The following is an 18,677-nucleotide window of genomic DNA, read 5'->3' on the forward strand; positions in this document are numbered from 1 at the left end:
CTGACCCAGCGCGATCGCAATATCCAGAGATCAGTCGATACAAGCCGCTACCGACGGCGCCAGCGTGTCGAACGCTACTTTTTTGCAAACTCGAACACTCGGGCGCGTCGACGACATGCTGGCGAGCAACGTCCTCGCTGCTGTGGCCTTCGCATCGCCGCTCTTAGCCCTGCGCGCTTATGAGGCAACGACCAACGCGATAACGCCTATCAGGCTAATAGGCGTTTTAAGTAAGCTCCATAGTTGGTCTCACGGTATCGGGCAACTAGACCTTCCAATTCATCGGCGGTGATTAATCCCAAGCGATAGGCTATTTCTTCGGGGCATGCGATCTTAAAACCCTGCCGACGTTCTATGGTTGCGACAAATTCGGATGCTTCTAGCAGGCTATCCGGTGTACCTGTGTCCAGCCAAGCATATCCGCGGCCCATCATTTCAACATGCAGTGAACCCCTCTTGAGATAGGTCGCATTGACGTCGGTAATTTCAAGCTCGCCTCTGGCCGAAGGACTGAGGTTGGCCGCGATGTCTACGACCTGTTCGTCGTAGAAATACAGGCCCGTGACGGCCCAGTTGGAGCGGGGCTTGGTCGGCTTCTCCTCGATTGCAACAGCCTTCAGTTCGCTGTCGAACTCGACGACGCCGTAGCGTTCCGGATTGCTGACATGGTAGGCGAAGACCGTTGCGCCCTCTTTGCGTTCCATGGCGCGCTTGAAGAGTTCGGTGATGCCGTGTCCAAAAAAGACGTTGTCGCCGAGAATGAGGCATGAGGGATGGCCTGCCACGAAGTCGGCTCCAATCACATAGGCCTGAGCAAGGCCATCGGGGGATTGTTGCTCGGCGTAGCTCAGGTTGATGCCCCATTTCGACCCGTCGCCCAGCAGGAGTTGAAAGCTGGGGAGGTCCCGCGGCGTGGTAATGATCAAGATGTCGCGAATCCCCGCCAGCATCAGGGTTGACAGGGGGTAGTAGATCATCGGCTTGTCGTAGATCGGAAGCAGTTGTTTTGAGCTTGCCAATGTCATCGGATGTAGGCGGGTGCCGCTTCCTCCAGCAAGAATAATGCCCTTCATTTCGTCACCTCTAGGTCCGTCCGGTGCTGGACTACGCGGCGCACGGTGGCTTCGATGGAGCTCTTCCAGTAGGGCAAGCTGATGCCGTGGTGTCGCGCGATTTTGCTGCAGTTCAGGCGTGAGTTTGAGGGGCGCGCTGCCGCAGTCGGGTAGCCTGTGGCCAAGATGCGGTTGACCTTGGCGGACGGGCCTCCGAGCTCTTGAGACAGGGCGAGGATTTCTTCAGCCAGATCGGCCCAACTCGCATCACCCGTGCCCGCCAGATGGAAAGTGCCGCGCAGAGCCTGCTCATCTGACGCCAGCAGATTCTTCGCGATACCGAAAATCGCGGTCGCCAGGTCGAGTGCGGATGTCGGGTTGCCTGCCTGGTCCATAACAACCGGCAGTTCGGTTCGGCCTTGGGCGTTGCGAATGATCGTCCGGACGAAGTTTTTGCCGAACGGGCTGTAGACCCATGCGGTCCTCAGAATGACGTGATTGTCGGTGCCAGCGGCGACCGTTCGCTCGCCTTCCCACTTGCTTTTGCCGTAGACGTTTACAGGGCACACCCTATCGCTTTCGGTATACGGTGTGGATTTTGTCCCGTCGAAGACGTAGTCCGTCGATAGATGGATGATCGGGATATTCAGGGCTTTCGCGACGCGCGCCAATTCTTGTGGTGCGACCGCGTTAATCGCGTATGCTCTCGTCTCATCGGCCTCGGCGTGGTCGACGGCGGTATAGGCGGCGGCCGAAATGATCACGTCAGGAGCTGCTGCCCTTATGACACCGTCTATGCAACTCGGATCCTTCAGATCTAGTTGCGGGCGACCGAGCGGAATGACTTCAAAGTCGCTGCGGCCATTCCCTTGCTCGACAAACGACTGAACAACCTGGCCCTTCAGGCCCGTGACAACGATGCGTGGAATCTGGTTCATTGCCCAACACCAGACTGCAGCACACCCAGGCGCACCCCGTCATATCCCTTGCGAAGAGGGCGCCACCACCATTCGTTGTCTAAGTACCAGCGGATCGTCTTCTCAATTCCGCTTTCAAAGCTGTCTTCCGCCTTCCAGCCGAGCTCCTCTTCCAGTTTCGTCGCATCGATAGCGTAGCGCAAATCGTGCCCCGGCCTGTCATCGACAAATTGAATGAGCTCTTTCCGTGGACAGTATGCGGGGACCAGCATGTCGAGTGTGGCGCAGATGCGCCTGACTACATCGAGGTTCCGCCGCTCGTTGCGTCCCCCGACATTGTAAGTCTCGCCAATTCTACCGCGCTCCGCGATCAGGTCGAGCGCGCGGGCATTGTCATCGACGAAGAGCCAGTCGCGAATGTTCGTGCCGTCGCCATAGATCGAGAGTGGCTTGCCTTCGAGCGCGTTCAGGATGGTCAGCGGGATCAGCTTTTCGGGGAAGTGATAGGGACCGTAGTTGTTTGAGCAGTTGGACACCAAGATGGGCATGCCATAGGTGCGTGCCCATGCTTTGGCGAGATGATCGGAAGCGGCCTTCGAAGCCGAATAAGGGGAGCTTGGATCATACCGCGTCTCCTCGGAAAACAGCTGCGCGTCCGCGAGCGAGCCGTACACTTCATCCGTTGAAACGTGAAGAAAGCGAAACCTGCGCTTGCCCTCCTCCTTCATGGACTGCCAATATGCCCTTGCGCATTCCAGCAGGTTGAACGTTCCAAGAACGTTCGTTTCGATGAAATCCCTTGCTCCAGTAATTGAGCGGTCGACATGACTCTCGGCAGCGAGATGCATGACGCGATCGGGCCTGAATGTGGAGAAGGCATCGGCAATAGCCCGCCCATCGCATATGTCAGCCCTGAGAAAGCGATATGATGGGTTGTTTGCGACGGACCTTAGGGAGCTAAGGGTTCCTGCGTAGGTCAGTTTGTCTACGTTCAACACGTCATATCCCCTGTCGATAATGAGGTGTCGAATAACCGCTGAACCAATAAAGCCAGCCCCGCCAGTGACAAGTACACGCATAACTCAGCGAAGTCCTTTTATGATCAACATCGAGACTAAGCTTCTCGTCCGAGCGTAGCGCGTAGATTGGAGAGTTTTGGCTGATCCCTGTCCTTGTCCGACAGGATGGCGTTACTCGGGGGCACGGGCCAGTTTATCCCGAGTTCTGGGTCGTTCCAGAGAAGCCCACGATCATGCTCAGGGCTGTAGTAATCGGTCACTTTGTAGCTGACTACGGTCGACGGTTTCAGGGTGCAAAAGCCGTGAGCGAAACCCGGCGGAATCCAGAGCTGGTGACCGTTTTCTTCCGAAAGCTCAGCGGCTACGAACTTCCCGTAGGTCTGTGATCCGCGTCGAAGGTCCACCGCCACATCCCAAAGGGCGCCGGCGATACAAGAAACCAGTTTTCCCTGTGCTCGCGGCGCCAGTTGGAAATGCAGTCCGCGCACAGTGCCGTCTTCAAGTGACAGCGATTGATTGTCCTGAACGAAAGAGTACGTACCGACGACCTCGGCGAACCAATCAGCCCGAAAGGTCTCAGCGAAGTAGCCACGCGCGTCGATCAATCGCTTGGGCTTGATCAAGAAAACGGAGGGAATAGCCGTTTCTTCGATCTTCATTGTATATTCCTCCGTCGCCGCGGCCTATGTGCAAAATAATACGCCGATCGTGGCGTGCTAACGTTGTTTTTCGCCTTGATCATTTCCGATCCCGGATAAGCAGGCTCATGAAGTGGAAGTATTATTCCGTGGCCTGTCACTTGACGGCTTGCTCCGCAGCGCCTGTGTCGAAAAGCGCGGCGTCTATCCGCGGTATCGGCCAATTGACATCCCCGCCCACGCTCCCCTAGCATCCCACCCGCCGAGGGGAGCACTGTAACGGTGCTGAGATGGCGGTGAGCCAGACCCTTGAACCTGATCCGGATCATACCGGCGTAGGAACGGCAAGGGCCCTTCTGCTCACCAGCCGTCTTTGCGCTTACCGATCGGATCTCCGTCCATTTCCGGGAGGTCGCTTTGCTCGTGTCTGTTTTTGACTCAATCCAAAAAGGCTCAAGGCTCATGCAGGTGGGGCGATGACCGCGATCGCCGTTACCATCGCAGGTTCGGATTCCGGCGGCGGGGCCGGCATCCAGGCGGATCTGAAGACGTTCTCGGCGCTCGGAGTTTATGGCGCAAGCGTGATCACCGCGGTCACGGCGCAGAACACCCGCGGGGTTTCTGCGGTTGAGGATATCTCCGAAACCGTGGTTGCCGCTCAGATCGACGCCGTGTTTTCGGATCTCGCCATCGGTGCGGTGAAGATCGGAATGGTGTCGCGGCGCGAGACGATCGCGGTGATCGCGGCTGGTCTGAAGCGCTACGACCGGCTGGCTGTCATCGACCCGGTGATGGTGGCGACCTCGGGCGATCACTTGATGCAGCCGGACGCGGTCGCGACGCTCAAGGAGGAGTTGTTGCGGCTCGCGCTCATTCTGACGCCGAACCTGCCCGAGGCGGCGCTGTTGACCGGACGCGGGATCGCCGAAACCGAAACCGAGATCGCGCGCCAGGCCGAGATGCTTCTGAAACTCGGCGCCCGTTCGGTGCTGATGAAAGGCGGGCATGCAGAGGGAAGAGTTGCGATCGATATCCTCTATAGCGGGGGAACGGTCCTGCAACTGTCGCGGCCGCGGATCGAAACCAGGAACGATCACGGCACCGGGTGCACCCTCTCGGCTGCAATCGCTGCGGGTCTTGCCAAGGGGAGGCCGATCGAGGATGCGGTCGTCGCTGCCAAGGCCTATTTGCATGATGCGCTGGTCGCTGCCGATCGTCTGACCATCGGACAGGGGCGGGGGCCGGTGCATCATTTTCATCATTGGTGGGGCGATAGCCGCAGCAAGAGCACAGCGTCTTCGGAAGGGGCCTAAGCAGACGGCCGCCTCGGACGAATGACTCAGTATGGCTTTCCGCGGTAGCATGGCGTTCATTGCACCTCAGGCCACTGCCGCGCTCGGCGCAGCCGGTTGCTCGCCCTTGAGCATCTTGCGATAGAGCGCCACATGCTCGCGCGCGCAGTCGACATGGCTCGTCGGTCGCCGGAGCGTTGCCCGCAGATTGTCCCATGATCGCGGCGTGCTCAGCACGTCTATAAGGCGGTCTGCAAGGTCTTGTGCGCTGCCGGCGCGGAAGTGATAGCCATCCAGCCGGTCGCGAACCTTTTCGGCCATGCCGCCGATGTCTGAACACAGGATCGGCCGACCGTGATGCAACGCCTCCTGGATGACGACGGGCGAATTTTCCCACCAGACCGAGGGCATTACCACCCAGTCGACCGAGCGCATCAGCCGCGGCATGTCCTGGTTCTGGTAGGCGCCGTAGAAGCGGACGCGGTGACCGGCGTCCTCGATCAGTTTAGCCACCTTCTCCTGATAGTCCTTCGGCTGACGCTCGAGGTTGCCGCCGAAGATCATCAGTGAGGAATCGTCGCCCCAGATGTCGCCGGGCACGCGCGATACCGCGTCGATCAACACATGAACGCCCTTGAACGGTGTCATCTGCCCGAAATAGGCAAAACGGTTGCGCCGGGCCGTCGGCGACGGCAATTCGCGGGCCGGCGCCTTGTCGCCCATGACGATGCCGTTCTCGATGACGAAGATCTTTGCGGCTTCAAGACCCCATTCGACATAGCGGTTGGCGAGAAAGGCACTCGGCGCGATGAAGGCATCGGCGAGATTGAGCATGCCGCGCACGAACTGTTCGCGGCGAACGAACCGCGACACCGGGATTTCAGGAAAACACGTGTGGCAACTGATCGGTGAGGCGCCGTTGCAAAGCTGGCCAGAGGAGCGCTTCACCATCTGCCCGTGATTGTGGCAGATCGGCAGATATTCATGGAACGTCACGACGATGCGTGCCTTGGGCAGGGCATCACGAACGGCATAGAGGGCTTCCAGGCCGAAGCCGAGGATATGGTGGAAGTGAACGACATCCGGCTTGATGTCGCCGACGAAGCGCAAGAGGTCGCGGCGGATCGCGTCCGTATCGCCGTTGGAGAGGAAGAAATGGTCGAAGTCCTCGGCATGGTAGAGGACTTCGTCCATGGCGAGCCGCAGGCTCATCAGCGCGGAGGCGCCATGGCGCGGAACCGGATTGCCGACACGGGCGAGGTAGATCGATTCCACACCCGACAGGCCGTTCAGCGCCTTGTGAAGACCATGCGAAGCAATTTCCGCCCCGCCGAGAGAGTGGGTCGGGTGGCCGTGGGAGGCCACAAGTACGCGGAGTTTTTCGCTCATGCGCCAGTCTCCTCGAAGAATGTCTGGGCGGTTTCGGAGGCGGGCATCCGTCGGGCGCGGAAGAGCGTCCGGTCGACACGCTCCACGAACCGGGCGGTGGCGGCAGAGCCCGCTCCGGGCACCTCGTCCGATCCGACCATCTGCAGGGAAGGAAGCCAGTAGGCCTCGTAGCCCTTTCCGCTGAGGCGAAGGGCGAGATCGAGGCCCTTCAGCGCTGCGCCGAGATAAGTCGGCGACGCGCCCGCGTCCTCCATCAGCGCTTCGCGCGGCATGATGCAACAATCGAGCGATGCGGCTGCGACCCGCGTCAGCTTGAGGCGATTGACGGCGCCGACGGGATAGCCGGCGTAGCGGCTCGATTGAAGATGGTCGGGGCGATCGAGCGACGTGCTGCCGGCCCAGCGGATAGAGTGATCCTCATAGGCAAGGGTCGGAGAAATGATGCTTCCCGTGTTTGCCTCGTAAGCGGCAACGAGTGCCTGATACCACCCGGCATTGGCTGGCGTCAGCGACGCGGAAAGCAGGATGACGGCGTCGCTGTTCGTGCTCGCAGCGGCCGCTTGCGCCAGGTCGCATGCATCGCCGGCGCCTTCGACGGATACGAGCCGCAGCGGCAGGCGATAGAATTCGGAGAGTTGACGGATGTGGACCGCGTGCCTTCGGAACCGCTCGGCCTGGAGCACGAGCGCGATCGGCGCACGACGGGTTTGGGGATCAAGCGCGAGCAGCCCCAGGAGCGGTGCGAAATCCGTCTCGGTTTCTCCGACGACAAGAAGGATGGCGGTACCCTCGGCCTGGTCGAAGGGGCCCATGTCGACAACGGTCTCGACGGTCGGTGCGGTGTTGCGCGCCGCCGTCAGAAACGGGACGATCTGTCGGTCGATAATATCGGGCAGGGCCCAGCTTGTCGGATCGATCGAGCCAAGCAGCCGTAGGGCGGCGGCGCGTGCGGGCAGCCGCACGGGGAAAAGTGGCATGTAGGCGCGGCGGGCATCTCTGAGGGTGAGTTCGAGGTGAACTGGTCCCTCCGCCTCGCCACCAAGCGCCTCGACGCGACCGATAAAGCCATGGGACCGGCGATGGCCGGAAATCGCGCTTTTGAATTCCGCCCGATCGACGAAGGCCTCTTCGACGTCGGATCGTTCGGTACGGGTCCAGGCCGCGTCCAGCCGCGCGCCGCCGCCCTGTCGGCAAAGTCGCACGCTTTCAACATGCCCATCAGGGTCTAAAAGCCAGCCCGAAATCAGGAAGGCACCATCCTCACCCTGGTAGAGTGCATCCACGCCAAGGCGGACAGGAACCGGAAGGCTTGAGATCGTCTCGGTGCCATCGTATCCGCTCGCGGCATCGCGCAGGCGAAGCATGACCTGGGACGAGCTCTGGCTCTGGAGCAGCATCGCGCGGATATGGCCGGGTGTCTCGAGCGGACCGGTCACGACCCGGCGTTCGTGGAGCCCGACATAACGCCAGGCGCCGCGGCCGCGATAGAATATGCCCTTGATGTCGCGCGCTCGGGGCAGATCGTTTGCGGACAGGAGGCCGACAAAGCCGGCCGAGCCGTCAGGCGCGTCGTTGCGCTGGAAAATGGCGACGTTGCAATCGGCAAGGAAGGTATCCTCGCTCTTGACGATCGCCCGGCAGACGCCGGCGGGCAGGTCGTGCGCCCATCCTTTCAGGGCGATGGTTCCATCATGCGCCTCGCCGAGCAGTTCGATATATCCGTCGCTCGCCGCTCCCGTTTTAAGCAGGGTCGTAATGGCCGCGAGCCGTTGGTCGGCATGCGGTGGCTTGATCAGCACGTCGACCAGGCGGCCGAGCACGTGTACCAGCTGCGGACCGGCGAAATCCTTCAGCATCACCGTGACTTCGCCGATCGAAACGGTGCGTGGCGCAACCATATAGCGCTTGCCGTTACCCGTCTTGCCGAAGCGCAGGGTAGTCGGCAGCGGCTCGGAGCCTTCGACCGGCAACAGCGCGGCGAAGCCATGCGTGGTGGAAGACTGGGGTGCTGCCAGCCGCCAGCCGACGACCGATGCCATGACGTGGGTCGACGCATCTTCATTGATCTCGACCGACAACTGATCTGCCATCGGGCCACCGGTGCCGAGAACGAGCAGCAGTGTTTCGTCGATCGGGCAAGCGATGATGCGTCCACTGCGCGCAATGCGGCCAAGCGGTGCTGGGCTTGCGGACAGGCTGAGTTCCGTACTGGGCATGAGATGCGCCTCAGGTCCGAAGGAAGACGGAAAGGATCGCGCCTGCCGCAAAGCCTGCAAGGACAAAAAGAAGCAGAAACGCCGGCTTCAAATCGCCGTTCGAGCGCTGCTTCAGTGCGTTGAGGCTCTTTTCCATACCCGCGATTACACCGTCGAGCCGCATCAGATGAACGTCGAGATCGGTCAGTCGCTGGGTGATTTCTCCGCGGAGGTTTGCGACATCGTCGCTGATTGCTGCAAGTCCGGGGCTTTCGGCTTCATCGCCGTCGTCAACTTTCGACCGCAGGGCGGAACGCTGCGAGACCTGCAATTGCCGTTGCGCTGCCATAAGCACGTCGAGCTTGTCGAGCACTTTTGCAAGCGGTGCTGCAATCAGCGCTTCGGCCGCCTGTTCATCGGGTTTGGGAACACGAAGCGGCAGTTCGCCGCCTTTGCCGGTCGCCGCAAGCACGACGAGTTCGCCGCTGCGCGCGCTCGCCATCTCGGGCAACGCGATTTCAAACGCGTGGTTGCCGTCGCCAATGCCGTTGCGCTTGAGATCGGGCCGGTTGCGGTCGGCGAGCGCCTCGGCGATCACCTTGCCGTCGAGAAGCACGCGAATGGCAAGCCGCTTTTCCGGAGTTTCCGGGTCGAATGCCCAGCCGAAGACTCGGCCCTGGTCGATCGCGTCCACGCGGCCCTTCAGCGGCTTTGCATTGTTTTGCTCCGGTGCGACGTCCGGTTTGTCGGCTGCTACAGACATGGTCTTCCCTCTAGGCGGCGACGGTTTCTCGGGGCTCGATCGCGTCGATGAGCGTGAGATAGCGCCGGGCAGTTGTATCGATATCGTTGGGCTTGCGGGCATTGGCCGAAAGGCGGCGCCGAAGGTCAGGGCTTTCCGCCATGCGGCGCATGGCGGCGGCCAGCGCACGCGGATCGTTTGGTGAGACGGTGATGCCGTTGACGCCGTCCTGCACCATTTCGGCCATTCCGCCGATATTGCTGGCGATCACCGGTTTGCGCTGAGACTGGGCCTCGCCGATGACCAGCGGTGCGTTCTCCCACCAGATCGAAGGCACGATGGTGCAATCGACCGCCGCGATGAGCTCGCCGATGTCCTCGCGCCTGTAGGCGCCGCGCTGCTGGACCGAAGGCGCCGTCTTCTTGAAGAGGCGGGCGATCTCGTCCTTGAAACTGTCGGCCTGGAAGGGGGCGCCCCCGTGCACCCGCAGCTCAAAACGCAGGCCTTCGTCGATCAACTGCCGCGCAGCCTCGAGAAGCACGGACGTGCCTTTCCAGGGATTGAGATTGCCGAAATAGCCGAAAACCGGCCGATCGTTCTCCGGCTGGCCCTTGCGCGACGGCGCGTCTCGTGGCGGTAGGCCATTGGCAATCACGTCGATTTGGTCGCCGTTAAGACCCCAGTCGATAAAGCGTTGCCTCAGAAACTGGCTCGGCGAGATGAAGCGATCGACGGTTCTGAGCAACGCTTTCAGATGCTGCTCGCGCAACACGAAACGATCGAGCGGAATGTCCTTGAAACAGCTATGGCAACGGTCCGGGCTCGACTTGTGACAAAGCTCCTTGCCACTGGTGCGCACCATCAGGCCATCGTGATGGCAAAGTGGATAGTAGTCGTGCAGGGTCATCACAATCCGGCAATCGGGCAAGGTGCGGCGGACGATGTGCGGAAACTCGGCGCCCAGCAGCAGGAGATGGTGGATGTGAACCACATCCGGCCGGAAATCGCGCAAAAGCTCGGTAAGGTCAGGCACGACGCCATAGAGGTCGATCTGGCTCATGAAGAAGCGATCGAAATGGCCGGACCACAACAGCACCTCGTCGCCTTCGGGGCCGATCGCCTGAAAGCTCGTGCCGGGCCGCACCTGGCGGTGGGTCTGGTTGGTGGCGCCGAGGAAGAGCGCCTCGTGACCGGCCCGCTGATAGGCACGGAAGAGGTCGTGCGCGAAAATCTCCGTGCCGCCGGGGTGAAGCGCCGGATGGTTGTGCGCGGCGACCAGAATACGCTTCTTCATCCGCTCACACTCCGGCGTTCGGCGACGAAGACATCCTGGTAGTGACCGGCACTTTGGCCCCGCCAGTGACCGAGCGATTTCAGGACCGTCGTGAAGCCTGCCCGCTCCAGCGCCCGGTCGAGGAAGCCGTCGTCGAAACCGACGGCGGCAAGCGGCGGCAGGCCGGGCACGAACCAGCAGGGGCCGTCGCCGCTGCGAACGAAGGCAAGACGGGGATCCCGCCGGCCGTGTTCATCCTTCGCGGCGATGCTATCGACCACGAAGGCGGTGACGAAGAGCCGTCCGCCGGGCTTCAGCATCCGGTTGATCTCGCTGAAATAGACGAGCACCTCGTCCGGCGGCAGATGGGTGACGATCGACGTCATGATGGCGAAGTCGAACTGGCGATCGGGGTAGGGCAGCTTCAGCGCCTTGCCGTTGATCCTGCCTGACGGGTTGTAGAGTTCGTGGGCGATGTCGACATGCTGGAAGGTGAAATTCGGATAGACCGGCGTGACGGATTGACGGCACCAGGTGACGCCGCCTTCCACCGGGTCGATACCGACATAGCGCCCGTGATCGCTATCGAGATATTGCGTCAGAGGAACTGCCATGCGGCCGATGCCGCTGCCGATGTCGAGCACGCTGCTTTTCGGCTGTAATCCGCCCATGCGGATGAAGTGGCCGAGAAACTCCGCGCCGACAGCCCGGTAGTTGCCATCTCCGACGAAGACGCTGTTTTGGTCCGGCTGCGGCAAGAAACGATTGGTGAGAACCGTCTGAAGCATGCCTTCGATACGGTCTTCGTTCTGTTGCCAGGCCGGCTGCAGGTTGTCTGCGTGGCGAAGTGCGGGCTGGTTCATGCGGCGCTCCTGGCGGCAGGCTTACGGGTGCTCGGCGCTGCCGCCTCTTCGGCGCCGAGGTAGGATGGCATCAGGGTGGTAATGTCTTGGTTCCAGCGCTCGGTATGCAGCCATGCATTGTACTGGCTGGCGACGCCGCGCGTGTAATCCTGGCTGCGGCTGATCGAGCGCCGCTCCAGATGATAGAGACAGGCTGCCGGCTCATAGACGATGTCGAAGCCGGCTTGGCGGATCTTGAGGCAGAGATCGCTGTCCTCGTAGTCGCCAATGACGAAGTCCTCGGCATAGCCGCCGACGATGTCCCACACCTCCTTGCGCATCACCTGGCAGGCGCCGGTGACGCCGGGCACGCTGCGCATTTCCTGCGCCGGCGCATAGGCGCCCGGCATGCCCTTGTAGAAATGGTGATTGAGCCAGATGTCCTGCTTGTTACGGGCAAAATAGAGGCCCGCATGCTGCAGCGAGCCGTCCTCGAACAGCAGTTTCGGGCCGATGGCGCCGATCGACTTTTCCTTCAGCACCGGCAGCGCAAGCTTTTCCAGCCAGCCGGCCCCGCAGGGAACGACGTCCGAGTTGAGCATGACGATGACAGAACCGCGGGCAAAGCGTGCACCGGCATTGCAGGCGCGGGCATAGCCGCCGTTGCGGTTCATCACCACGAGCTTCATCGAAAGCCCGTGAAGCAGATGGAAGCCACCGAGCAGGTGTTCCGTCTCGTCGTGGATCTCCGGGGAATCGAGCACGTAGATGATCTCGGCGTTGGCCGCGACGAAAGGGTCGGTCGCAAGTCCCGACAGCTGGAAGCGCAGGAAGTCGAGCACGCGGTAGAGGGGAACGACGATCGAGATGAGAGGCGCGGCCATCATCGGGCCGAAGTCCTTGGTCTGGTCGACCCTGATCGTCTTGCCCAGTCGCTGCTCCACGTCTCTCAGCGCCGGCGCAAGGATCGTGCGGAATGCCTGATCGTTGGCGTGCTGGGGCGGAACGGCGCGCAGGATGCGGTTGCGTTGTGTTGCTGGATCGAAGGGTTGCGGTTTTGGCACCAGCGGCTTGACTGCGCCGGACGCCAGCCGCAACTGGAAGCGCGGCTGAAGAAGGGGACCAAGTGGATCGCGCATCGGCAGCCAGCTTACAAAACCGGTCACGTCGGTCTTGGAGCCTTCTTCGGCGCCGCGGGCCCAGCCCGGAAATTCATACCAGTTACCATCGAGCGGCATGGCCGTGCCGTCTTCCTGGAGATAGTCGATGCCGGCAAGGACGCCGTTCGCGTCCCGCGTCCATCCGCCGATGAGCAGGCCTTCCGACATGGCAAGGGCGAGGTCAATCTCAGCACCTGGGTGGAGTGCGGACTTGCCGGCCTGCCTTGCCGGCAGGGCGGAGCGAAGCTGCAGGTCGATCGCAAGCGCCGTCCCGCTTTCCGGAACCTCGCTCAAGGACCGCACGACGAACTCGCGCAAGCCCGGCGCTGCGCCGTGCTCAGGCCACCATTGCTGGAGGTTGGGATATCGGGAACCGCGCGGCGAAAGCTCACGCACGGCGATACCGCGCTTTCCCATGATGATGAGTGAGAGCGCCTGGGGCGCGCGCGGCGATTCAAGAACGAAATGGCAGCGGCGCTGGCCGCGCTCGGTTCGGCCGGTTATGGCGAATTGCTGCGGCAGCGGCAAAATTGCCTCGGCGCCGAGCGCATAGATGGCGTTGATCTCGCCGAGCTCGGCATTGACGGTCGTCTCTGCCAGATAGCGTCCATGCGCGAGCCGACAGGCGATGGTTGCGGGGCGCTGCCCAAGGTTCAGGGCGTGGATCACGTCATCGACGAGGCCAATAAAGAATTCGTCACGAGACAGGCGAAACGCGCTTCGCCAGACCGTCAGCAGATTGTTGAGAAACTTGAGACGACCTTCGGGCTGAAGATCGGAAAGCTGGGCCGCCAGATCGAGGAAAGGGAGTTTGGCGGTCGGTTCCAGAACCACCGTCTGCAAGATCTCGCCGTCCGCCGCGATTTCGGCGAGTTCGCGGTCGTTTCCGGGGCGCATCGCCCAGAAGATCCGTTGGCCCCCTTGGGCGCGCGGAAGCGCCATGCTGACGAGAGGTACGAGGGAACGCGACGCAGAAAGGGCGTATTTTGTCTTTGCCGGGAGTTCGGAAGGTGCGTCCCAGATCAGCACAGCAACGTCGAAGCCGAGCCTGAAAGCTGCGGCGCTTGTGAAGTCGAGGCCGAAGCTTCTGATACGGTCGTCTGCCGTCACGCGCTACTCCTGAAGGACGAAAAGGGAGGGCGCCCCACGGGAGGAAGTGGGGCGCGCCAGTCAATCTCAATGGATCGTGAAGTAGTGGTTCGGGTTCGCCTGGATGTCGTCGGCGTCCGCGTTGACGAGCGTCAGCGTATCGCCATGGCCGAAGTCGATGACCACGTTGCCACCAACCTGGGTGACGCGCGATGCCAGATCTTCAGGCGACGAAATGTCGAGGCCGTTGATGTCCTTCGAAATCTGCAGAAGGTCTTCGCCGGGCGTGAAGTCGAGGATGACGTCGTTGCCGCCACCGCCGTCGAACACGAACACGTCGCTGCCTTCACCGCCGGTCATGACGTCGTCGCCGTGGCCGCCGTTGATGATGTCGTTGCCGGCACCACCGAACAGAATGTCGCTGCCGCGGCCGCCCATCAGCAGGTCGCTACCGTCGCCGCCAATGAGAATGTCGTTGCCGTTGTCGCCGTAGAGCAGGTCGTTGCCCTGGCCGCCGAACAGGACATCGTTCCCGTTGTCGCCATGGAGAACATCGTCGCCCCAGCCGCCGAACAGGGTATCGCTGCCGTTACCGCCGAACAGCATGTCATCACCTTCGTCGCCGAAAATGGTGTCGTCGCCATTGCCTCCGTTCACGAAGTCATCGCCAGCACGGGCATGGATGAAGTCGTCGAAGCGTGAGCCAAAAAGGGCGTCATCATACGCGCCGCCTTCCAACGTGGCCATATGCTACTCCTCTTAGTTGTTGCTTACGTCATCTTGGTTGTTGCTTGCGCTCATCCCCGGTCTCAAACCGGTGGCGAGCGCGGCGACATTGCACTGCAAAAAAACATATGGCAACAGCAAAAAAGAAATAAAAACAGCTGTACTGTATTATTATCTGCTACCTACGATGTATATCTTGTATCAGTTTGATGATTATCCCTGAGATCTAAGGGGAGATAGTTTTGTTATTACTTAGAAATAAATTCAAAATTAGAAACAAATTGCCGGCGAAATTGAATTTCGCCGGTGCAGGTGGTGTTGGAGCTCTCTGGATCAGTCTTCGCGGAAGGCTCGATTGAGGCTCTCTGCAATCGGCGAGACCATGTAATCGATCGCCGAGCGCGGCTTGTGCACGATCAGCACTTCCGCAGGCATGCCGGGATAGAGGCGGATGTCCGGGTTGGCGGTGAGCGACGCCGGCGCAATGCGGGCGCGCGCCACGTAGTAGGAGACGTTCGACTTGTCATCGACCGATTGGTCGGCTGCGACGTAGCTGATTTCGCCGTCGAGCGGCAGGTGCGAGCGCTGGTTGTAGGCGGTCAGCCGGATCTGCGTCTTTGAGCCGATGCCGATGCTATCGATGTCTCGGGTGCCGACATGCATCTCGACGAGAAGCGGCTCGTCCTCGGGGACGATGTCGAGCAAGGGCTGGCCGGCAGAGACCGCGCTGCCGGGTGTGCGCAACTGAATGTTGGTGACGATGCCGGTCTGCGGCGAGCGGATTTCGAGGCGGCTCAAGACGTCCTTGGCCGAGACGAGCCGCTGTCCCACGTCTGCAAGTTCGAGGCGGGCCGTCGTGATTTCGCCGGCGATCTCCGACTGGAATTCGTTCTCGATACCGGTCAGCCCGAGTTCCGCTCCGGCTTCCGCCTTTTCGGCCTGGGCCTTGTTGCCGGCAAGCTCACCGCGCGAAGCGGCAAGTTCGCTGAGCTTGGCATCGATCTCGATCAGCTTGGAGCGCTGGGCAAATTCCTTTGCAACCAGCGTCGCGATCGCGGTGCGCTGCTCGGTAATCAGTTCGATCTGGCGGTCGGTCGCTCTGATCTGCTCGGCAAGCGACTTGGCCCTTTCCGAGTACTCTTCGATGGTCTTGCCCTGAACCTCGAGCCGGCCGGCCTTTGCTTCGCGCCGGCGGTCGAAGAAGTTTGTCTCCGCCTTCACCGCGTCGTCGGCAGCGGTTTCCGCGGTGCCCATCAGCTCGTCAGGGAAGTCTATCTGCGCGGCCTCCGTCTGCTCCGCCCTGAGGCGGGCAAGCTTTGCGATCAGACCAAGGCGCCGGCTTTGCAGTGCCTCAAGGTCGGATCGGGCGCGGGTGTCGGCAAGCTTGACCAGCGGCTGGCCGAGCGTGACGCGATCGCCTTCCTGGACGAGGAGGCGGTCGAGGATGCCGCCTTCGAAGTGGCTGACGGTCTTGCGCTTCGAATCGACCACGATCGTGCCGCTTGCGACCGACGCGCTGCTGAGTTCCGTCGAAAACGCCCAGCCGAAGAAGCCGCCGAAGGCGACGAGGATCGTCGTCAGGCCCGCAAGGACCACGCCGCGCAGCGGCGCGGTGGCGCTTCCTTCGGCGTCCGCATCCAGCCCGTGCAGCGGGTGGGGCCGGTCGGGGATCGCGGGCAGGTTCGCGCGGTCGTCCTTGGCCACGAGTGTGCGCGCCTCGCGAGAGGCCGGCAGGTTCTGTTTGTTCGTCATGCGGATACGCCTTCCCGTCTCGGCTCGCCGGGTGTCATGGATGCGACCACGTCGGTGCGCGGGCCAAACTGGGTGATGCGCCCGTTTTCAAGAACGAGCAGCTTGTCGGCGGCCTGCATGATCGTCGGCCGGTGGGCGATCATGATGACGATCGCACCGTCGTTGCGCGCCCGCTCGATCGCGCGGATCAATGCGCGCTCGCCGATGGCGTCGAGATTGGCGTTCGGCTCGTCGAGAACGATCAGGCGAGGATGGTCGTAAAGGCAGCGGGCAAGAGCGATGCGCTGGCGCTGGCCGCCCGAAAGCGTCAGATGCCCATCGCCGACCGGGGTGTCGTAGCCGAGCGGCAGGCGGCCGATCATGTCGTGCACGTCAGCAAGCCGAGCCGCTTCGAGCACTTTTTGGGGTTCGCCTTCCTCCATGCGCGAGATGTTGTCGCGGATTGTTCCTTCGAGCAGCGAAACGGACTGCGGCAGGTAGCCGGTCATCTGGCCAAAGGAAGCGCGTTCCCACAGATAGACATTGTTACCGTCGAGGAAGACGCCGCCGGTGGTCGGCTTCTGAATTCCGACGAGGAGCCGGGCCAGTGTCGATTTGCCCGCCGCCGAGGGGCCGACGATCCCGAGAACTTGGCCGGGCGAGAGCGAGAAGGAAACGCCCTTGATGATCGGCACATCGAGGCCGGGCGCCGCGTAAACGAGCTTATCCACAACAAGATCGCCCTGCGTGCGCGGCTGCGGCATGGTCTGGCGTACGGCCAGATCCTGGTTCAGCGCAGTCTCTATCCGGCGCCAGCTTGCGATGGCGAGCACCCACTGACGCCAGTTCTCGATCATCGAATCAAACGGGGCGAGCAGGCGTCCGACGAGGATGGTCGTCGCCATCATCGCACCGGGGGAAATCTCCTGTTTCATCACGAGGATAGAGCCTGTTGCCAGTGCGGCCGCCTGGATCATGAAACGCAGCGAACGGGTGATCGAAGCCATCGCCTTGCTGCGGCTTCCGCTTATTTCCAAAGCGTCGAGCGCGTGCAGCTGTGCGGTACGCCAGCGGCGGGCGAGTGCTGGCAGCATGCCCATCGCTTCGATCGCCTCGGCATGGCGCAAGCTTGAACCTATTTTCGAAACGGCCTCGATATTGGCTTGATTGGCCTCTTTCATCAGCCGGCGAGTCAGCAAATCAGTCAGCAATCCACAGCATACAAGCAGGGCAATGGAAATGGCGCCAAGAAGGCCGAACATCGGGTGCAGCGCAAAGAGCACCCCGAGAAAGATCGGCGACCAGGCGGCATCGAGCGGAGCGCTGACGGCAGACGTCGTGAGGAAGCTGCGCAATTCCGCCAGGTCCCGCAGCGACTGGGTCGCCCGGGTCAGCCCTTGATCGGCGGCCGCCTGAACGGCGGCGGTCAGCACCGGCAGGTTCAGCCAGCGCACGACCGCACTACCCATCGCCTGGAACGTCAAAGCCCTGATGTATTCGAGCACGCCGTAGATCACGAGCGCGCCGATGACGAGAATCGTCAGCATGGTCAGCGTGTCCATGCTCTGGCTGTTCAACACGCGGTCATGAACTTGCATCATGTAGAGTGGTGTCGAGAGCTGCAATATGCCGATGCAAGCACTCAGCAGGGCTGCATAAATAAGTGCCAAAACGAACACGCGGCGTGCCTTCAAAATAAGCAGCCGCGGATCGTTTGCTCCATTTTGCGCCTTCTTTGGCCCAATTTGGTTCTTGCTAATCATATTGCCTCGTTTGCTGTCACGCGTGGCGATTTTCTGGATAAGTTCGTTGGGGTCTTGAGGAAGCTATTTTGTTTGTTATCACTTAAATCACAGTGTTGCCGTGATAAGTGTGACACAATAATGGTGGAATGCTCAAGATAGTCGTATTCGGGGGGAGTAAAGGGGGCGAAAAATTGCTTCAAAATTTGAAGTAATTTTTGAATATTGTAGTAATGCTCAGTTGGAGAGAGGGATGAATCAAAGGATTCTCTATCCGTTCGCAGATTTTGGCGGCGCTGTTGCCATCCGCCCCGGGGATGACGCAGTTGGAAGTGCCCCTGAACATGACAATATTGACCAGGAGAGCGAAGCATCCGTGGTCACATATTTCGAGTTGGCACGGATGATGGAACGGGCCAGCCGGCGCTTTACCGGCCTGTTGCGTGCCGAGCTCACGAAGCTTGGCGTCGACGATATCGGCCCGGCACAGGCGATGGTCCTTCTGGCGATCGGCGATGCGGAAGTGTCGGTGGCGGAGCTTTTGGACCGTGGCCACTATGTCGGCTCCAACGTTTCCTACTACCTGAAGCAGTTGGGTGACGGGGAGTATATCGACAGGGCCGCCTCCCAGCGCGACCGGCGCTCGGCCCGCATCAAGCTTTCGGAGAAGGGCAAGCAACTCTGCGATGCCCTGCGCAAGGCGGCTGGCGCCTATGAACGTGTCCTCAGCCACGGCGAGCAGGACCGGCGCAATCTCGAAACCGCATTTCAAACGCTGCACCGGCTCGAGCTGGTTTGGGGGAATGCAACGCGCTACGGCATCTGAGATGCCCGCGCACAGGCTGTCCTTTCAACGGCTATAGGCAGGGA

At 61.2% G+C, this 18,677-nt stretch carries 16 protein-coding genes and 1 riboswitch; of the genes, 2 read left to right on the forward strand and 14 right to left on the reverse strand.

What is annotated here, in order from left to right; genetic code table 11:
- Positions 1-209: 209 nt before the first annotated feature.
- Genes rfbA through rfbC form a run of 4 tightly spaced genes read right to left on the reverse strand, consistent with a single transcriptional unit; the run spans position 210 to position 3,647 of the window.
- Positions 210-1,073, reverse strand: coding sequence for a glucose-1-phosphate thymidylyltransferase RfbA (rfbA, locus tag ASE71_RS25670; protein ID WP_060521056.1), 864 nt, complete (start codon positions 1,071-1,073; stop codon positions 210-212).
- Complete coding sequence (gene rfbD / locus ASE71_RS25675) at positions 1,070-1,990, reverse strand: dTDP-4-dehydrorhamnose reductase (RefSeq protein ID WP_060521057.1); 921 nt, start codon at positions 1,988-1,990, stop codon at positions 1,070-1,072. Before rfbD ends, rfbA begins: the two co-directional genes overlap by 4 nt.
- Complete coding sequence (gene rfbB, locus ASE71_RS25680) at positions 1,987-3,048, reverse strand: dTDP-glucose 4,6-dehydratase (protein WP_060521058.1); 1,062 nt, start codon at positions 3,046-3,048, stop codon at positions 1,987-1,989. Before rfbB ends, rfbD begins: the two co-directional genes overlap by 4 nt.
- 35 nt (positions 3,049-3,083) lie before the next feature.
- On the reverse strand, positions 3,084-3,647 hold the full coding sequence (rfbC, locus tag ASE71_RS25685) for a dTDP-4-dehydrorhamnose 3,5-epimerase (protein WP_060521059.1): 564 nt from the start codon (positions 3,645-3,647) through the stop codon (positions 3,084-3,086).
- Positions 3,648-3,881: 234 nt separating this feature from the next.
- Positions 3,882-3,985, forward strand: a riboswitch (TPP riboswitch).
- Between the two features lie 117 nt (positions 3,986-4,102).
- Here rfbC and thiD point away from each other — a divergent pair.
- Positions 4,103-4,939 (forward strand): bifunctional hydroxymethylpyrimidine kinase/phosphomethylpyrimidine kinase, encoded by an 837-nt coding sequence (gene thiD, locus ASE71_RS25690; protein ID WP_060521060.1) that lies wholly within the window; start codon positions 4,103-4,105, stop codon positions 4,937-4,939.
- A 66-nt stretch (positions 4,940-5,005) separates the two neighbouring features.
- Here the strand turns inward: thiD and ASE71_RS25695 are convergent, their stop codons facing one another.
- The 10 genes from ASE71_RS25695 to ASE71_RS37130 all read right to left on the reverse strand — a co-directional run bounded on the left by ASE71_RS25695 (position 5,006) and on the right by ASE71_RS37130 (position 18,181).
- Positions 5,006-6,307: a glycosyltransferase family 4 protein gene (locus tag ASE71_RS25695; protein ID WP_060521061.1), complete on the reverse strand. Its 1,302-nt coding sequence runs from the start codon at positions 6,305-6,307 to the stop codon at positions 5,006-5,008.
- Entirely contained in the window at positions 6,304-8,523 is a 2,220-nt protein-coding gene (locus ASE71_RS25700) for a hypothetical protein (RefSeq protein ID WP_060521062.1), read from the reverse strand. The genes ASE71_RS25695 and ASE71_RS25700 overlap by 4 nt, the downstream gene beginning before the upstream one ends.
- A 10-nt stretch (positions 8,524-8,533) precedes the next feature.
- Positions 8,534-9,265, reverse strand: a complete 732-nt coding sequence (locus ASE71_RS25705) for a hypothetical protein (RefSeq protein WP_034798045.1) — start codon at positions 9,263-9,265, stop codon at positions 8,534-8,536.
- A gap of 10 nt (positions 9,266-9,275) precedes the next feature.
- A complete protein-coding gene (locus ASE71_RS25710) occupies positions 9,276-10,538 on the reverse strand; it encodes a glycosyltransferase family 4 protein (RefSeq protein WP_060521063.1) in 1,263 nt (420 codons plus the stop codon).
- Positions 10,535-11,380, reverse strand: a complete 846-nt coding sequence (locus ASE71_RS25715) for a class I SAM-dependent methyltransferase (protein WP_060521064.1) — start codon at positions 11,378-11,380, stop codon at positions 10,535-10,537. Before ASE71_RS25715 ends, ASE71_RS25710 begins: the two co-directional genes overlap by 4 nt.
- The gene (locus ASE71_RS25720; RefSeq protein ID WP_060521065.1) at positions 11,377-13,629 is read right to left on the reverse strand and encodes a glycosyltransferase family 2 protein; all 2,253 of its coding nucleotides are present in this window, start codon (positions 13,627-13,629) and stop codon (positions 11,377-11,379) included. The genes ASE71_RS25715 and ASE71_RS25720 overlap by 4 nt, the downstream gene beginning before the upstream one ends.
- Positions 13,630-13,695: 66 nt before the next feature.
- A complete protein-coding gene (locus tag ASE71_RS25725; protein WP_060521066.1) occupies positions 13,696-14,355 on the reverse strand; it encodes a calcium-binding protein in 660 nt (219 codons plus the stop codon).
- A gap of 312 nt (positions 14,356-14,667) precedes the next feature.
- Positions 14,668-16,086 carry an HlyD family type I secretion periplasmic adaptor subunit gene (locus ASE71_RS25730; protein ID WP_060521067.1) on the reverse strand — a complete coding sequence of 473 codons (1,419 nt, stop codon included), beginning with the start codon at positions 16,084-16,086 and terminating at the stop codon, positions 14,668-14,670.
- Complete coding sequence (locus ASE71_RS25735; protein ID WP_060521068.1) at positions 16,083-17,828, reverse strand: type I secretion system permease/ATPase; 1,746 nt, start codon at positions 17,826-17,828, stop codon at positions 16,083-16,085. The genes ASE71_RS25730 and ASE71_RS25735 overlap by 4 nt, the downstream gene beginning before the upstream one ends.
- On the reverse strand, positions 17,825-18,181 hold the full coding sequence (locus ASE71_RS37130) for a hypothetical protein (protein WP_234852794.1): 357 nt from the start codon (positions 18,179-18,181) through the stop codon (positions 17,825-17,827). Before ASE71_RS37130 ends, ASE71_RS25735 begins: the two co-directional genes overlap by 4 nt.
- Between ASE71_RS37130 and ASE71_RS25740 the strand changes: the two genes are divergently transcribed.
- Complete coding sequence (locus ASE71_RS25740; RefSeq protein ID WP_375292956.1) at positions 18,112-18,633, forward strand: MarR family transcriptional regulator; 522 nt, start codon at positions 18,112-18,114, stop codon at positions 18,631-18,633. The two genes, ASE71_RS37130 and ASE71_RS25740, sit on opposite strands and share 70 nt — an antisense overlap.
- Positions 18,634-18,677 lie beyond the last annotated feature (44 nt).

Source organism: Ensifer sp. Root954, assembly GCF_001429005.1.
Classification (GTDB): Bacteria; Pseudomonadota; Alphaproteobacteria; order Rhizobiales; family Rhizobiaceae; genus Ensifer; species Ensifer adhaerens.

Bases quoted from the DNA above. Each gene is read 5' to 3' on its own strand.
- rfbA (WP_060521056.1), bottom strand. From the start codon at position 1,073: ATGAAGGGCATTATTCTTGCTGGAGGAAGCGGCACCCGCCTACATCCG.
- rfbD (WP_060521057.1), bottom strand. From the start codon at position 1,990: ATGAACCAGATTCCACGCATCGTTGTCACGGGCCTGAAGGGCCAGGTT.
- rfbB (WP_060521058.1), bottom strand. From the start codon at position 3,048: ATGCGTGTACTTGTCACTGGCGGGGCTGGCTTTATTGGTTCAGCGGTT.
- rfbC (WP_060521059.1), bottom strand. From the start codon at position 3,647: ATGAAGATCGAAGAAACGGCTATTCCCTCCGTTTTCTTGATCAAGCCC.
- thiD (WP_060521060.1), top strand. From the start codon at position 4,103: ATGACCGCGATCGCCGTTACCATCGCAGGTTCGGATTCCGGCGGCGGG.
- ASE71_RS25695 (WP_060521061.1), bottom strand. From the start codon at position 6,307: ATGAGCGAAAAACTCCGCGTACTTGTGGCCTCCCACGGCCACCCGACC.
- ASE71_RS25700 (WP_060521062.1), bottom strand. From the start codon at position 8,523: ATGCCCAGTACGGAACTCAGCCTGTCCGCAAGCCCAGCACCGCTTGGC.
- ASE71_RS25705 (WP_034798045.1), bottom strand. From the start codon at position 9,265: ATGTCTGTAGCAGCCGACAAACCGGACGTCGCACCGGAGCAAAACAAT.
- ASE71_RS25710 (WP_060521063.1), bottom strand. From the start codon at position 10,538: ATGAAGAAGCGTATTCTGGTCGCCGCGCACAACCATCCGGCGCTTCAC.
- ASE71_RS25715 (WP_060521064.1), bottom strand. From the start codon at position 11,380: ATGAACCAGCCCGCACTTCGCCACGCAGACAACCTGCAGCCGGCCTGG.
- ASE71_RS25725 (WP_060521066.1), bottom strand. From the start codon at position 14,355: ATGGCCACGTTGGAAGGCGGCGCGTATGATGACGCCCTTTTTGGCTCA.
- ASE71_RS25730 (WP_060521067.1), bottom strand. From the start codon at position 16,086: ATGACGAACAAACAGAACCTGCCGGCCTCTCGCGAGGCGCGCACACTC.
- ASE71_RS25735 (WP_060521068.1), bottom strand. From the start codon at position 17,828: ATGATTAGCAAGAACCAAATTGGGCCAAAGAAGGCGCAAAATGGAGCA.
- ASE71_RS37130 (WP_234852794.1), bottom strand. From the start codon at position 18,181: ATGCTTCGCTCTCCTGGTCAATATTGTCATGTTCAGGGGCACTTCCAA.